The sequence below is a fragment of the Nocardiopsis nanhaiensis genome (genome assembly GCF_054778635.1).
The window spans coordinates 34,856-50,033 of the sequence record NZ_BAAGZJ010000004.1 but is presented as its reverse complement, the minus strand read 5'-3'; the positions used below and the strand labels follow the sequence as shown (position 1 = coordinate 50,033).

At 71.2% G+C, this 15,178-nt stretch carries 14 protein-coding genes; 7 read left to right on the top strand and 7 right to left on the bottom strand.

The genetic code is table 11. The annotated features are described in order from the left end of the window. Positions 1–177 precede the first annotated feature (177 nt). On the bottom strand, positions 178–1,485 hold the full coding sequence (locus tag ACYVD1_RS02820; RefSeq protein WP_460754194.1) for a cryptochrome/photolyase family protein: 1,308 nt from the start codon (positions 1,483–1,485) through the stop codon (positions 178–180). Between the two features lie 83 nt (positions 1,486–1,568). Here ACYVD1_RS02820 and ACYVD1_RS02815 point away from each other — a divergent pair, with 83 nt between their 5' ends. The 5 genes from ACYVD1_RS02815 to ACYVD1_RS02795 all read left to right on the top strand — a co-directional run bounded on the left by ACYVD1_RS02815 (position 1,569) and on the right by ACYVD1_RS02795 (position 6,448). Then, positions 1,569–2,540, top strand: a complete 972-nt coding sequence (locus ACYVD1_RS02815; RefSeq protein WP_460754191.1) for a YbgA family protein — start codon at positions 1,569–1,571, stop codon at positions 2,538–2,540. Between the two features lie 191 nt (positions 2,541–2,731). Further along, positions 2,732–3,724, top strand: coding sequence for an alpha/beta hydrolase (locus ACYVD1_RS02810; protein WP_460767445.1), 993 nt, complete (start codon positions 2,732–2,734; stop codon positions 3,722–3,724). A 109-nt stretch (positions 3,725–3,833) separates the two neighbouring features. Beyond that, positions 3,834–5,132 carry a D-inositol-3-phosphate glycosyltransferase gene (gene mshA / locus ACYVD1_RS02805; protein ID WP_460754184.1) on the top strand — a complete coding sequence of 433 codons (1,299 nt, stop codon included), beginning with the start codon at positions 3,834–3,836 and terminating at the stop codon, positions 5,130–5,132. Next, a complete protein-coding gene (locus ACYVD1_RS02800; RefSeq protein WP_460767442.1) occupies positions 5,129–5,677 on the top strand; it encodes a YbjN domain-containing protein in 549 nt (182 codons plus the stop codon). The genes mshA and ACYVD1_RS02800 overlap by 4 nt, the downstream gene beginning before the upstream one ends. Before the next feature lie 24 nt (positions 5,678–5,701). After that, positions 5,702–6,448: a phosphoglyceromutase gene (locus tag ACYVD1_RS02795; protein WP_460754178.1), complete on the top strand. Its 747-nt coding sequence runs from the start codon at positions 5,702–5,704 to the stop codon at positions 6,446–6,448. Positions 6,449–6,563: 115 nt separating this feature from the next. Here the strand turns inward: ACYVD1_RS02795 and ACYVD1_RS02790 are convergent, their stop codons facing one another. Beyond that, positions 6,564–6,926: a DsrE family protein gene (locus tag ACYVD1_RS02790; protein ID WP_460754173.1), complete on the bottom strand. Its 363-nt coding sequence runs from the start codon at positions 6,924–6,926 to the stop codon at positions 6,564–6,566. Between the two features lie 5 nt (positions 6,927–6,931). Further along, positions 6,932–7,714 carry a GIDE domain-containing protein gene (locus ACYVD1_RS02785; RefSeq protein WP_460754170.1) on the bottom strand — a complete coding sequence of 261 codons (783 nt, stop codon included), beginning with the start codon at positions 7,712–7,714 and terminating at the stop codon, positions 6,932–6,934. A gap of 212 nt (positions 7,715–7,926) precedes the next feature. Here ACYVD1_RS02785 and ACYVD1_RS02780 point away from each other — a divergent pair, with 212 nt between their 5' ends. Both ACYVD1_RS02780 and ygfZ read left to right on the top strand, forming a co-directional pair. Next, a complete protein-coding gene (locus ACYVD1_RS02780) occupies positions 7,927–8,481 on the top strand; it encodes a nitrobindin family protein (protein ID WP_460754168.1) in 555 nt (184 codons plus the stop codon). 327 nt (positions 8,482–8,808) lie between these two features. Further along, positions 8,809–9,828, top strand: a complete 1,020-nt coding sequence (gene ygfZ / locus ACYVD1_RS02775) for a CAF17-like 4Fe-4S cluster assembly/insertion protein YgfZ (protein ID WP_460767439.1) — start codon at positions 8,809–8,811, stop codon at positions 9,826–9,828. A 54-nt stretch (positions 9,829–9,882) separates the two neighbouring features. On the opposite strand, the gene ACYVD1_RS02770 is transcribed toward ygfZ, so the two are convergent. From ACYVD1_RS02770 to ACYVD1_RS02755, 4 genes are all read right to left on the bottom strand, one after another. Beyond that, positions 9,883–10,635 carry a DUF4352 domain-containing protein gene (locus ACYVD1_RS02770; RefSeq protein WP_460767436.1) on the bottom strand — a complete coding sequence of 251 codons (753 nt, stop codon included), beginning with the start codon at positions 10,633–10,635 and terminating at the stop codon, positions 9,883–9,885. Between the two features lie 196 nt (positions 10,636–10,831). Further along, the gene (locus ACYVD1_RS02765; RefSeq protein WP_460767433.1) at positions 10,832–11,545 is read right to left on the bottom strand and encodes a type 1 glutamine amidotransferase; all 714 of its coding nucleotides are present in this window, start codon (positions 11,543–11,545) and stop codon (positions 10,832–10,834) included. Positions 11,546–11,556: 11 nt separating this feature from the next. Next, positions 11,557–12,813 carry a MurT ligase domain-containing protein gene (locus tag ACYVD1_RS02760; RefSeq protein WP_460767430.1) on the bottom strand — a complete coding sequence of 419 codons (1,257 nt, stop codon included), beginning with the start codon at positions 12,811–12,813 and terminating at the stop codon, positions 11,557–11,559. Between the two features lie 86 nt (positions 12,814–12,899). Then, complete coding sequence (locus ACYVD1_RS02755; RefSeq protein ID WP_460767427.1) at positions 12,900–15,092, bottom strand: hypothetical protein; 2,193 nt, start codon at positions 15,090–15,092, stop codon at positions 12,900–12,902. Positions 15,093–15,178 lie beyond the last annotated feature (86 nt).

The window sequence follows — 15,178 nt, the reverse complement described above, 5'->3', positions numbered from 1 at the left end:
GCACGACAAACCCATCGTCGGCCAGTGCGAGAGGTGCGGCGAGTACCTCAACGCCGGGATCCGCACCTGCCCCAACTGCGGTCACTACAACGCCTGACCGGACCGAACCGTCTCGCATTCAGCCGGACCGGCTCTGCAAGGACCGGCCCTGACCGTCCCGGCCCCGGATCGACCGCATCAGCGGCCGGGGTCGGCGATCGGCGGCGGATAGCCCCCGACACCCTCGCCGGGCCCCTCCAGCCACGGCGTGTGGGCCCGTGCCCCGGACAGGTCGGCGAGTTCGGGCACGTACCGCCGCACGTACTCGCCTCCGGGGTCGAAGCGGCGGGCCTGCCGCGACGGGTTGAAGGCCCGGTTGGGGCGGGTGTCGTTCCCGGTCCCGGCGACCCACTGCCAGTTGCCGTAGTCGTTGGCCACGTCGCCGTCGGTAAGGTGCGCGTCGAAGTGCGCCGCGCCCTCCCTCCAGTGCACGAGCAGTGTCTTGGTGAGGAAGGCCGCGGTGATCATCCGCGTGCGGTTGTGCATGAAGCCCTCGCGGAGGAGCTGCCGCATGCCCGCGTCCACCACGGGCACCCCGGTACGGCCCTCCTTCCAGGCGGTGAGGGCGTCCCGGTCGTCGCGCCACTCCCGGTCCCGGGGGCGGTAGTCGCGGGTGTTGATCTCCGGGAAGGCCGCGGTCACCTGGTGGTGGAAGTCGCGCCAGGCGAGCTGCCGGACGTACGCGGAGCCGCCCGGGAGGCTCCCCGCGGCCCGGGCCAGCTCCAGCGGCGACAGGCAGCCGAAACGCAGGTCGGCTGAGAGCCCCGACGTGGCGGCGCCGGGGAGGTCGTCGTGTCGTTCGGCGTAGTCGGCGAGGCCCAGGTCGAGCCAGTTGCGCAGGCGCTCGCGTGCGCGAGTCCACCCGCCGCGCACGCGCTCCGGGGAAAGGGCTCCCACGCCGCCCTCGGGTGCGGTCAGCGGCCCGGGATCGATCCCTGCCGGCAGGGCCACCCGCCCCGGTTCGGGCAGTACCTCGCGCCACTCCGCCGCTTCCCAGGCCCGCCAGTAGGGCGTGAACACCTTGTAGTGGTCACCGCTGACAGGTGTGACCGCCCCCGGCTGGACGACGGTCAGCCCGGCGTGGGTCCGCACGCCCAACCCGGTGGCGCACAGCTTCTTCAGCCGCCGCGCCGCGAACCCGCTGACGCCCGAGCTCAAGTGGACCGTTTCGGCCCCGGTCTCCCCGGCCAGGGCACGGACCTGGGTAGCGGTGTCACCCCGGCGCAGGACCAGGTCGCCGCCGCGTTCGCGGAGCCCGGACCGGAGGTCGGCGAGGGCTTCGGCGAGGTAGGCGAGGCGGTTGCGGGCCGCGCGGCGGAGCAGGGCGGGTTCGAGGACGAACAGGGGCACTACGGGACCGGGGCCCTCCAGGGCAGCGGTGAGTGCGGGGTGGTCGTGCAGGCGCAGGTCCTGGGTGAACAGGACTATGGAGGGGGCGGCCAACATCGCTCCTTCGCTAAGGGTCGCTTGCACACTACAGCCCGTTATCCCTGGTGGTTACCTTGACCGACGCTGGGTACGGCCCGGTTATGAACCCGTCTCCGAGCCCAGTCGTCCGCCCCGTTGTCGGGGTCTCCAGTTGCCTCCTCGGCGCACCCGTCCGCTACAACGGGGGCCACTCGCGCCACAGGTTCCTCACCGACGAACTCGACCGGCACGTGGACTGGCTACCGGTCTGCCCGGAAGCCGAGATCGGACTCGGCGTGCCCCGGCCGACCCTACGGCTCCAGGACTCCGAGGGCTCCGACCGGGTGATCTCCAGCAAGGACGGCGCGGACCACTCCGACGACCTCGCCAACGTCGCCGACCGGCACCTCGCCGAACTGCGCCGCCTGGACGGCTACGTGCTCAAGAACAAGTCTCCGAGCTGCGGCCTGTTCTCCCTACCGGTGTTCGACGACCACGGCGACCGGTTGCGCGGCACCGGCCGCGGCGCCTTCGCCGCCCGGCTCACCGCCCTGCTTCCGTACCTTCCCGTGGAGGAGCAGGGCCGCCTGTCCGACTCGGTGCTGCGCGAGCACTTCGTGGAGCGGGTCTTCGCACACGCCCGGCTGCGCGCCCTGCTGGACTCGGCGTGGCGCCCGCGGGACCTGGTGGACTTCCACACCCGGCACAAACTCCAGCTCATGGCGCATTCGCCCGACGGCTACCGGGAGACCGGCCGGATCGTGGCCCGGGTCGGGGCCAGCGATACCGAGGAGGTGGCGGCCGCCTACACGGAGGCCTTCCAGCGCACTCTCGCGCTCAAGGCGAGCCGGGGGAGAAACGCCAACGTGCTCCAGCACACCTTCGGGATGATCAGCCCGCTGCTGGACGACACCCGCAGGCACGGCCTCCTGGCCGAGATCGAGGACTACCGGGAAGGGCAGGCCCCGCTCAGCCTCCCGGTGGCCCTGCTGCGCCACCACTGCGCGGCGGAGAACGTGGAGTGGGCAACCAACCAGACCTTCCTGCACCCCTATCCGGATCCGCTGCGGCTGCGGCACCCCGTGGCGGTCTGACCGCAACGACGATGCCCGGGAGCACCGAATCCCGAGATCCCGGGGCCCCGAGGCCCCGGGAGCCCGACCACCCGGGCGCCGGGCACGTCGTAGCTTCTTCCACACACAGCGAACACGTTCAACTACAGTAGGTAATTACAGTCCGCTCGCCCACAGCAGCTCCGGTTACCCCCGACCCTCGAGGTTCCGACGTGTTCGCCTCCTTCTCCCGCCGCGCCACCGTGCTCCTCGCTTCCTGTGCCGTGGCCCTGATCGCCGCCTCGCTGGCCACCGCACCCCAGGACACACTGGTGGAACGGTTCGGCCACCACCTCTCCCCTCCGGAGCCCGAGCTGGCCACCGGGCACGCCCACTTCCCGCCGGACGCCGAATCAACACCGGCACCGATCCCCCATCCCGGCCAAGTCGCCGTCTGCGACGAGCCCGGCAGCGACGAGGTCGTCCACCTGCCGGAGCCCGGAGCCCCCGAGGAGGGCCGCCCGCTGTGGATTCGGCGCCCGCCCGGCCCCGACAGCGCCGACCTGCCCGTCCTGTACCTGCTGCACGGCTCCGCCTCCACCCACCGCACCCTCATGGACGCGGACCTGGGAGAGATGTTGGACCGGCAGATGTGCCGGTCGGGGGTCGAGTTCGTCATCGCCGCCCCGCACGGGCAGGGTCCCGGCGGTTCCACCACGGAGTGGGGCGACGCCCACGACGGAAGCTTCGCCTTGGAGAGTTTCGTCACCGAAACGGTCGTGGCCGCGGTGGAGGGCCACCACCCGCGCCCCGCGTCGCTGCGGGCGATCGGCGGCTTCTCGATGGGTGGTTACGGCGCCGCCGCACTGGCCCTGCGCCACCCCGACCTCTACTCCCAAGCCGTCAGTTGGGCGGGCTACTTCCGCGTGGACGACCCCCACGGGGTCTTCGGGGAGGACACCGCGCCCCACTCCCCCGACCGCCTTCTGGAGCCGGAGGAGGTGCGCGATCTCAGCTTCATGCTGGTCGAGGGGCGCGAGGACCACACCCCGCTCCAGGAGGGCAGCATCCACGGCGAGGCCGAACGGTTCTCCGCACTGCTCACCGACCGCGGTATGACGGTCACCACCCTCAGCCCGCGCGGCGGCCACGATCTGGCCACCTGGACGCGCACCTTCCCGGAGACGGTGGACTTCCTCGTGTCAGGATGGGCTACTACACCCTGACCCCGAACGGGTCAATCCCCGCCCCCTCGGACGGTCCGGTAGGGAACAGTGTGTACCTTCGTCGCTGTTGACGACTACGGCTTGCACACACGACCTGGAGGGACCACCGGTGTCCGGACCCGTACCGTTGGGCGAACAGGCGGCGGTCCCCTCGAGGATCGCGACCGTCAGCCTGCACACTTCCCCCCTCGACCAACCCGGCACCGGTGACGCCGGCGGGATGAACGTGTACGTGGTCGAAGTGGCCCGCCGCATGGCGGAGCGCGGAGTGGCCGTGGACGTGTTCACCCGGGCCACCAGCCCCGACCTCCCTCCGGTGGTCGAGCTCGCGCCGGGCGTGAACGTTCGGCACGTCCCCGCGGGGCCCTACGGGCACCTGGACAAGAACACCCTCGACGAACACCTGTGCCCGTTCATCTTCGGGATGCTGCGCGCCGAGGCACAGGGCGAACCGGGCCACTACGACCTCGTGCACGGCCACTACTGGCTGTCCGGCAAGGCCGGGGTGGTGGCCGCCCGCCGCTGGGGCGTACCGATGGTGCAGACCATGCACACGATGGCCCGGGTCAAGAACGCCGCCCTCGCCGGAGGGGACGCACCCGAACCGGAGGCCCGGGTCAAGGGAGAGGACCAGCTGGTCCGGCAGGCCGACCGGCTCATCGCCAACACCCCGGACGAGGCGCGCCAGCTCACCGACTTCTACGACGCCCGGAGCGACCAGATCAGCACGATCCCGCCAGGGGTCGACCTGGAGACCTTCACCCCCGGGTCCCGTGCCGAGGCCCTGGAGCGGATCGGCCTGCCCCGCGACGCCGAGCTGCTGCTGTTCGTCGGCCGGGTCCAGCGGCTGAAGGCCCCGGACGTGCTCATCCGCGCCGCGGCCGAACTCCTCGAACGCGACCCCTCGCTCCGCTCACGTCTGGTGATCGGTGTCGTCGGCGGCCTGTCCGGCGGCGGGAAGCGGGAACCGCGGCTGCTCACGGACCTCGCGCGCTCGTTGGGCGTGGCCGACGTGATGCGCCTCGAACCGCCACAGGACCGGAGCCGCCTCGCCGACTACTACCGGGCCGCAACCGTGACCGTGGTGCCGTCCTACTCCGAATCCTTCGGGCTGGTGGCCGTGGAATCCCAGGCCTGCGGCACCCCGGTGCTGGCCGCGCGCGTGGGCGGGCTGACCACTGCGGTCTCCGGGGGCGTCTCCGGGGTCCTGGTGGACGGACACGACCCGAGCCGCTACGCGGCGGAACTGCACCGGCTGATCGCGGAACCCGCCTGGCGTGCCAAGCTGGCCGAAGCCGCGCCCCAGCACGCGGCCACCCTGGGGTGGTCGCGGACCGTGGACGAGCTGTTGGCCGTGTACCGGGGCGCCATCACCCCCCGAGAGCTGCAGTTGGCCGCCTGCCGATGACGGCGGCCCGAAGAGAGGCGAGAGGCGAGAACGTGGCGACGGAGACGGTGCGCGAGAGCGCGATCAGGGCGATCGACCAGGCCCTGGCGGAGAGCGGGCTGGAGGTCGAGCGCCCGCGCACGGGTTCGTTCCTGGTCACGATCCCCGGTACCGCCAAGCTCAAGACCCTGGTGTGGTTGGAGGCCGGTCCGCACAGCCTCACCCTCACCTCGTTCTTCTGCCGCCAGCCGGACGAGAACCACGCCGCCTTCTACCAGTGGCTGACCCGGTGCAGCGCCGACATGTACGGGATGGCCTTCACCTCGGACGAGGTCGGCGACGTGTACCTCCGAGGGAGGCTGCCGTTGGGCGGCGTCACACCCGATGAGGTGGACCGCCTGCTCGGCTGCGTGCTCACCTACTCCGACGAGAACTTCAACACCGCTCTGGAACTGGGATTCGTCTCGGCCATCCGCAAGGAGTGGAAGTGGCGGGTCGACCGCGGTCACGACACCCGGAACCTGAAGGCCTTCGCCCATCTGACCGAGCCGGGGAACGACCAGTAGGGCGGGCTGGCTAGGCTTGTCCGCATGGGAACTCTGGTACTGCTGCGACACGGTGAGAGCGTCTGGAACGCGAAGGGTCTGTTCACCGGCTGGGTGGACGTGGACCTGTCCGCGCAGGGCGAGGAAGAGGCACGCCGCGGTGGCGAGCTGCTGAAGGCTGCCGGGGTGACCCCGGACATCCTGCACACCTCGCTGCTCAAGCGCGCGATCCGCACCGCGAACCTCGCGCTGGAGACCGCCGACCTGCACTGGCTGCCGGTCGAGCGCTCCTGGCGCCTCAACGAGCGCCACTACGGCGCCCTGCAGGGCAAGGACAAGGCGCAGACCCGCGAGGAGTACGGCGAGGACCAGTTCATGGTCTGGCGCCGCTCCTACGACACGCCCCCGCCGCCCATCGCCGACGACGACCCCTACTCCCAGGCCGGGGAGGCGCGCTACAGCCTGCTCCCGCCCGAGCTGGCGCCGCGCACCGAGTGCCTCAAGGACGTCCTGGACCGCGCCCTGCCGTACTGGTACGACAGCATCGTCCCGGACCTGGCCGCGGGCAAGACCGTGCTGGTGGCCGCACACGGCAACTCCCTCCGTGCACTGGTCAAGCACCTGGACGGGATCGGCGACGCCGACATCGCCGGCCTGAACATCCCCACCGGCATCCCGCTGGTCTACGAGCTGGACGACCAGTTCAAGCCCACCAAGCCGGGCGGCACCTACCTCGACCCGGAGGCCGCCAAGTCCGCCATTGAGGCCGTCGCCAACCAAGGCAAGAAGTAACCCGGCACCTGTCCCGCGCCCGTACCGCCTCGGCGGTGCGGGCACCGTCGTTCCCGGGGTCGGCGCGGGAGGGGCCCGGTCGTGGACGGCCCGCTCTTTCCGGGGTCGAACAGGGTCAGTAGACCAGGGCCTGGGCGCCCTCTCGGAGGGTCTCCTCGACGAAGGTCGCCGCGCCCGCGATGCGCACGCCCTCGATCAGGTCGTCTTGGGTAAGGTCCCGGCGGGCGGCGCACTGGGTGCAGACCGTCACGCGGCCCGCGGCGAGCACCCCGGCCAGGAGGTCCTGGAGCGGCGCCGCGTGCGGGAGTTCGAACGCCTCCGCCCGGCCGGGCAGTGCGAACCACGAGGACTCCCCGGTCAGCCAGAGTGAGACGTCGGCCCCGCTGGCCACCGCTGCCGCCGCGACCGTGAAGGCCTGGTTGCACCGCTCGGGGGAGTCATCACCGGCGGTGACTTTGATCACCAGGGAACGAGACATGCCCGTCACCCTACTGAGAGCGCGATGGCGGTGGCGACAGCGCCCGCGATGAAGCAGAGGCCGAAGGCTGCGGACAGTACGATCGCCTCGGTCCGGCGGGGCGAGGTCCGGACCGGCCTCTCCCGGATCCCGTGCTCGATACTGAGCGAGCCGTCCTTAGGCGCGGCCAGCACCACGCGGCCGTCCCGGACCTCGAGCTGGCCGGTGACGCGCACCCGGGCACCGGACCGGATGATCCACTCGCGGTACTCGAACTCGATGGTCTCGCCGCGGAAGACGCCCGAGATCCTGCCTCGCACGCGGGGCAGGAGATCGTCCGCCGCGGCCGCGACCCCCGGCTGCGGACGGCCGACCACGCGCTTGAGGCACAGCTCCGCGTCACGGGGCTCGCTGTCCGCCGGGTCCACGTAGATGCGCTCGGCCGCACCGGTCCGCCCTTCGGCCACCAGGCCGAAGAGCTCGTCGGAGGCGTAGTCGGCGATCGAGTCGCAGGCGCGCTCGCTGACCGCGCCGTCGGACCGGTCGCGTGCGAGGGGACGGTAGTGGCGCAGGACCTCGTGGCCGTGCCACACGCACTCGGAACCGGCCAGTCCGGACTCGACGGGCCCGCCGGGACCGGGGGCGGCCGCACCGGTGAGCGTCACGCGCTGGCCCGCACGGGCGGCGAGGGCGCTGGGCCTGAGCTGGGCCAAACCGCGCTGCCGGAGCCAGCGGCGCATTCCGATGACGGTCAGCGGCAGGAGCACTGCCGCGATGGCGAGCAGCGCCACACCGATCACCAAAAGCACAGGCAGCCCCTTTGAAAGCGTGTCCGAGGTCAGCGACGGCGGTGGGCCCCGAACCCCGTGCCCACACCGCGTCTTACGGAGACAATCTTTACCAGTTCTCCGGGAAAGCGGGGCCAATTGGGCATGTCCAGACCACGGACCCAAGGTGGCACCGGACAGGCACGCCGCGAGTCGTCACCGCCACCCCCTCGTCGCCGTTAGTCTCGGGAGCTATGGACGCTGAGGTACACCCCGATCTGGAGAAACTGTCGTTCCTGTTCGGGCGCTGGGAGGGCGTCGGCGTCGCCGGATACGCCGACGAGGAAGAGCTCCAGTTCGGGCAGGAGGTCGAGTTCACCGTCAGGGACGGTATGCCCTATCTGGACTTCCGGAGCAGGGCCTGGCGGATGAAGGCCGACGGCACGCTCGGTGAGCTCATCACGGAGGAGTCCGGCTACTGGCGGGCCCTGTCCAAGGATGACACCGCCCAGTACGCCAAGGACAACGCCGACAACATCATCCACCTGGAAGTGCTGATCGCCCACAACGAGGGCTTCATCGAGTCCTACCTGGGCAACGTCTTCGCGAACCGGGTGGAGATGGCCACCAACGCGGTGATGCACACCATCACCGGGCTGGAGGTACAGGCCTCGCACCGCCTCTACGGGCTGTTCGGCGACGAGCGGGACACCCTGGGCTACGCCTGGGACCTGGCCGCGCGCGGACACGACCTGCGCTCGTACATGTCCGCTCAGCTGAAGCGGACCGGCGGAGCCGACAAGAAGTAGGCCGCGGAAAGGGCCGCGACAAGGCAAGAACGAACCCCGGGCTGTCTCCCGCGTCTGCGGGGCCGGTCGGACAAATTCCGGCAGCCCGGGGTCCGGGTGTCCGTCTGGGATTCGCGCGAACGACGTCGAGCGAATGCTCAGCGTCGTCCTAGCGGACGGCCACCTCGCCAGTCCTAGAATGAATCATTTCTTGGACCACCTCCTTTCCTGCGTGCCAACGAAGGTACGTCCCGTGGTCGGCGCGGGGCAAGTGTTTTTCTGTGACCTATATCCCCAGGTCACTACCGTGTCTTCGGAGTCTTGAGCGGGCCGGATAGCCTCTGCTGTATGACTTCGCCGCTGCTGACCACACCCGGTGCCGTGAGCGCCGACCGCCCCGACTCCGCCGTCGCCGCGCACTACGGCGACCCCGCACACGAGGCGCGCGCGATCGAACGCTCGAGCGCCTGGGTCGACCGGAGCAACCGGGACGTGGTCCGCGTGAGCGGCCCCGACCGCCTCGGCTGGCTGAACGACATCACCAGCCAGCTGACCCTCGACCTCGCCCCCGGTACCGCCACCGAGGCGCTCATCATGGACACCCGCGGCCACCTGCGCCACCACCTGTCCCTGGTGGACGACGGTGCGGCGACGTGGATCCACACCGAGCCGGGCGGGGGCCCCGGGCTGGCGGAGTTCTTGGACTCCATGGTGTTCATGCTGCGTTTGGAGGTCGAGGACCTCTCCGACGCCTTCTCGGTGCTGACCGTGCTCGGCCCGGATCGGGAGAAGGTGGTCGGCGCGGTCAAAGGTGTACTCACCCGGGCCACCGCCGACGAGACCGACCTGTTCGTGCCCTCAGCCGACCTTGTGGCCACCGCGCAGCAGCTCACCGAGGCCGGGGCCCGAGCGGCGGGCATGTGGCCCTACGAGGCGCACAGGATCGCCGAGCACCGCGCCCGCCCGGGCCTGGACTCCGATGACCGCGCCATCCCGCACGAGATGGACTGGATCGGCTCCGCCGTGCACTTGGAAAAGGGTTGCTACCCGGGGCAGGAGACGGTGGCGCGGGTGCACAACGTGGGCCGTCCTCCGCGCCGCCTGGTGATGCTGCACCTGGACGGCACCGCCGAGCGGCTGCCGGAGCGCGGGAGCGAGATCCAGCTGGACGGCCGCAAGGTCGGCAGGGTGGGGACCTCCGCACGCCACCACGAACTGGGCCCGATCGCTCTCGGATTGGTGAAGCGCAACGCCCCGACCGACGCCGACCTGGTGGTCGACGACATCGCCGCCCGGCAGGAGGTGGTCGTGGACCCGGACACCGGCGCCAACGCGAACCTCGACGACTTCCGCCGCAAACCCCGGTAGCTCCGGTCCTGCCTGCAGTTCAGCCGGGGCGGTGGCCCCGGCCGCACCGGTGGCTCAGCCGGGGCGGAGGTCGCTCTGGCCGGCGACCAGGACATGGGCGAACTCGGTGCCGTTGGGTGCCAGGAACATGATGTGCGTGGTCACCGTCGCGCCCGGGTTGAGCTCTTCCCAGAAGTAGTCCCAGGCGACGGTGGCCTCGGCCTCGATGTCGTTGGCGTATTCCAGGCCCTCGGTCGTGGTGCCGACGGTTCCGTAACTGTCGAAGATCGCCGGGGACGACCCCTCGTTGGTGACGTTGAGCCGGTAGATGTGGTACTCCCAGCCGTCGGGCGCAGCAGCGAAGGAGCCCACCCCGTTGGTGATGGTGTCGTCCGTGTAGGCCACCTCGACCACCACTTTGAAGGCCCCGACGGACGTCGTGTTCCCGTTGTAGGACGAGGGCGGGGCGGAGTCGGCGAGCTCGGCCCCTGCTGCCTCCTCCGCCGCCGGATCCCTGGGCTCCGGCGCGGTTTCGGCGGTGGGCTCCGGGACTGGTGCGGGCTCGGTTCCGGGTTCGGGCTCCGGTGCGGGCTCGGTTCCGGGTTCCGGCGCGGCCTCCGGTTCGACGGCGGGGCCCTGTTCGGGCTCGGGTGCCGGGTCCTCCTGGCCCAGCACCACCCGCACCTCCGGCGTGGGCACCCCGCCCAGCGTCACCAGACCGGCCGTGCACCCCGCCGCCGCCACGAGCACCGCCACGGGGATGGCGAGGGTCCGCGCGAGCGCGATGGAACGGCTCTGGAACCGTTGGCGGGGATCACTGGCACTCATACTTATGTGACGCACGTCACTTTCGCGGCATTCCGCGATTGTGGCCTCTTTGCCCGCCACCGCCCGTCGCCTCACCCAAGCTCCGCTGCCTCACCCGGGCTCCGCGGCGGGGCAGGGACGAGAACACAACGGGAGCCCGGAAGGCGGACCCACCGGGCTCCCGAAACGGCTACCGGGAGCGTGCCCCGGATGCCCGTCAGCGCAGGGCGGCGGCCAGGCGCTCGTCGTGCAGGCGCTCGCCCCAGGACGGGGGCAGCGGGTTCAGCTGGCCCACGCGCCAGCGCAGCAGCAGGTCGGCCAGCTGCGGGTTGCGCGGCAGGGCCGGGCCGTGCAGGTAGGTACCCAGCACCTGCCCCTGGTAGGCGCCCTCGGTGCGGTCATCGTTGCCGATGCCCTTCACCGTGGTCGACAGCGGACGGGCCTGGCCACCGATAGCGGTCCGGCCCTGGTGGTTCTCGAAACCGGTGATCCGGCCGACGCCCAGCGCCGGGTCGACCTCGGCCACGATCTCACCCACGGCACGGGTCTGGCCGCGGCCGCTGCGGATGTCGAGGATGCCCACACCCGGGAGAGGGTTGGACTCGTCGTCGCCGTAGCTCTCGCCGATGATCTGGTAACCCGCGCAGACCGCGAACACGCACGCGCCCCGGCCGACGGCCCGGCCCAGTCCGCCGTCGGCGCGGAGCCGGTCGGCCGCCAGGATCTGCGGCCGGTCCTCGCCGCCGCCGAGCAGGTAGATGTCCCCCTGCTCGGGCACCGGGTCGCTGGAGTGGACGTGCACGATCTCGGTGGAGATGCCGCGGAGTTCGGCCCGGCGCTTGAGGATGAGGAGGTTGCCCTGGTCCCCGTAGGTGCTGAGCAGGTCGGGGTAGATCCACACGATCCGCAGGGCGCTGCTGTTGTCCGTCATGTGTGTCTCCCCTACTGGACGCGGCCGTACGCCGTGCGGATCTGCTGGAAGGCTGTGTAGTTGGCGATGACGTCGACCTTGGTGATGTCGGGCTGCTCGGCCTTGAGCCGGTTCAGCACCTCGTCCACCCGGTCGGCGACCTCGAAGGACACCCCGTCGGTCTCCAGGCGCAGCGCCAGGTCGGTACGGCGCTCACCCATGACGAACACCCGCCGGTCCTTCAGGACCGTGTAGTCCACGTCCCACAGCCAGGAGGTGTCCTTGCCGTCGGGGATCTGCGCGTTGACCGCGAGGATCACCGGGACCCGGGGCGGGCTGAGGACCGCGAAGGACTCCAGCCACCCGGCGGGGTTCTTGGAGAGGAGCAGCCGGACCTCGACCCCCATGGTGACCACCGAGGTGTAGCGCCCGGCCACTGAGGTGACCTCGCGCAGCCGCTCCAGGGTGCGCTCGGGGTGGATTCCGTAGCCCGCGGCGGTCGCGGCGGCGATCGCGGCGTTGGCGCGGTTCGCGTCACCGGGCAGGTTCATCCGGAGCTTGAGCTGCTGCCCGTCGGGGGCGGTCAGGGTGTCGCTGTCGTTGTCCACCGACCACGTGGCCCGGGGCCGGGCGAGACCGCACTCCGGGCACTCCCAGTACGGGTCCTCCTCGCGCTTGAGGTGGCCGCCGCACTCGGGGCAGCACCAGGAGTCCTCCTTCCACCGCTGACCGGCCGAAACCCAGGTCGCGTTGGGGGCACCGAGGCCGGCCCAGGCCACGAGCGGGTCGTCGGCGTTGGCGATGACATGGGTGTTGGTCTGCGCGAGGGCGGTGCGCCACTTCTTCGCGAGCAGGTTGATCTCGGAGGCGCGGTCCATCTGGTCGCGGCTCAGGTTCATCAGGACCACGAAGGCGGGGTTGGTTGTCTGGAGGACCTGCGGAAGGTACTTCTCGTCCACCTCCAGCACACCGTTGACGGCCGCCTTGTTGTTGGCCAGGGCCGTGATGTGCCCGGTGGGCATGTTGGCGCCGTACTCGTTGGTGGCCACGTCGCCGAACTCGCGCAGCGCCTGCGCGATGAGCCGGGTCGTCGTGGTCTTGCCGTTGGTCGCGCTCACCAGGGCCAGGCGGCGGCCTTGGGCGAGTTTGCCGAGCAGGTCCGGTTCCACCTTGAGGGCGACCCGTCCACCGATGACGGAGCCGTCTCCGCGTCCGGTGGCCCTGGACAGGCCTGCTGCACTCCTGCCCAGTACCGAGGCCAGTTGGGCGCGCAAGGGAAGCTCGCTCATCTACTCTCCACCATCGCTAGATCACCCGCACGCTCGCGCTTCGGCGGCGGGCGATGTGTCGGGCCAAGCCTATTGTCCACCGGTGCTCAGACCCGCCAGTCCAATCGTTCGGGTGGCGGCCCGAGGTTGGGTGGGACCTTCTCCGGGTCGGGGCTGTCGTCGGCTCCGGCCGGCTCCAGAGCGTCCGCGGCGTCGGCCCTTCCCGGCGCCCCTGGCGAGTCGGACGGACCGGAGCCCCCGGGCGGCGCGAACCGCGGCCTGGTGTCTCCGGAGCGCCGGTCGGATCGTCGGTCGCCCGTGGCGGAGTCGGACCCGCCATCATGCCCAACGCCCCCGCCGTTACCGGTGTTCCGGGCGTCCTCGGCGGTGGCCAGTGTGGCTGTGGACAGGGTGAGGATACCCGGGTTGGTGTCGGCGATGACCGGACCTTCGGGGCTCAGGACGAGGGCCGCCGTGGAGGGAAGCTCGCGCAACGACTCCGCGTCCAGCCCGCTGGCCCGGGTAGCCGGGTCATCCTCCTCGTCGGCCCGAACCGGGGTGTCGATCTCGGCGGCCTGGGCGGTGGCACGCCCCCAGGCCGTGGCGGATCTCACATGCCGCACGAGGTCGAGAGGGGTGATCGCGGCGGCCGCGTTGCGGATCATCGCCCCGGACTCGGTATGCGGGGAGGGGAAGAAGAGGTCGTCCCCACTCCCGTCGTCCACCTCCTCGTCGGACTCGGTGACGGAACCGCCCACCGCTTCTCCGATCACCTCCGTGAGCCGGTGCAGCGCCAGGCGCTCCGGGTCCCGGCCGTCGTCATCCGGGGCCTCAGCGACCATCCGCGCGAGCTCCTCCGGCCTACCGCGCTGGCGCATCACCACCGACAGGCAGGAGGGGTCGTCGAAGTGCTCCAAGGCCGCGGGCACCGCGTCGCGGAACATGAGGACCACTTCGACCCCGCCGTCAGCGGCCGCGTTCAGGACCTGGTCCACCTCTTCGGCCGGAAGCGTCTCCGCCCCGCAGACCACGACGGTGCGGATCCGTTTCGGGCGCGCCTTCGAGCGCCGTCCCGCAGCCCCGCTCGGCTCGGGCGCGCGGGTCTCCAGCAACTCGCTGAGTGCCGCCACCGCGTAGGTCCCGTAGACCCGGGCCGCGGTCTCGCCCGAAGCCCGGTCCGTGGAGATGATCTTGACCTGTGCGTAAGCGCCGTCGTCCGCGCGGGTTCCGACCGACTCGAAAGGGCTGAGCCGTCTTTCCAGCGCCCAGGCGCGTTCGCGCACGCCCGGGTCGTCGGCGCAGCGCTCGCGGACCCGGGAACGCTCCGCCGAAGAGAGCAGGGCCAGGGCGGGGTCGTCCTCGGCAGCATCGTCCTCCGGAGTCACCAAGGCGCGCAGGCCCCCGATGAGCTGGTCTATGCCGACACCCGGGCCGAGCACCTCCAGCAGCCGCAACAGGAGGGTCTCGTCGGCGTCCACGTCCTCGACCTGTCCGGAGGCGGCGGCCACCGCGGAGAGGATGCGGGCCCGCTGTCCGGCGTCCAGGTTGGTGCCCAGGGTCATCCTGGGCAGGTCAGCCGGGAGGACCCACTGGCGTGGCTCCACCGCACAGCGCCGGGAGAGGTGGACCAGCTCCCGGGCGACCGCGTGGCCGGTGAGATCGACGACGGTGAGGTCCCCGCCCTCACGCAACCGGGAAATCCCGATCGTGGTGAGGAGGGCGGACCAGCCGGTGTCGGTACCGCCCACCACGAGCACCGCCGAAGTTCCCGAGGGCACGGTCAGCCCGTACCAGCGCGGCTGGGCCTCGTAGGCGCGCGCCGCAGCCTGCCATTCGGTGTGTCGGCGCGCGTGCTCGCGCTGCTGCTCGTGCAGGGCCCGTTCCCGTTCGGCCCTCTCCTCGGTCAGCCGTTCCTCGGCCTCCTCGAGCCGCCGCGCGATCACCTGCCGACTCTGCACGAGCGCGAAGGCGACCGGTGCCGCGATAGCCATGCAGGCGAACACGCCGCCCAGGGCGAGGCTGCCCGGCAGGATCCGCATGCCCCACAGCAGCGGGAAGAGCAAGGCGAGGAGCCCGAGTCCGCCCAGGGCGAAGTAGAGCGGCCGGTTGGTCTGCGCCTCGCTGTCGCGCTGCCCGGCGATCCAGTCCTCGCTCAGGTTCTCCGTGTCCCCGGGGGCGGGGCGGCGCGGAGCGGGTCCCGGCGGTGGCAGCAGGACCTTGTGCCGCCATCCGAGGTACGTGCGCCCCGCCTCACCTCGGGGTGTGCTGGCCGCGGTCGCCGATGACCGTGGTGTGGGCACCGTCCGAACACCTCCTGACCGGCGGGAGAGAGGGACCCGCCGGGGAATCGTTCACGCGGGGCTCCGGCCGCGGGGCCGGAGTTCGG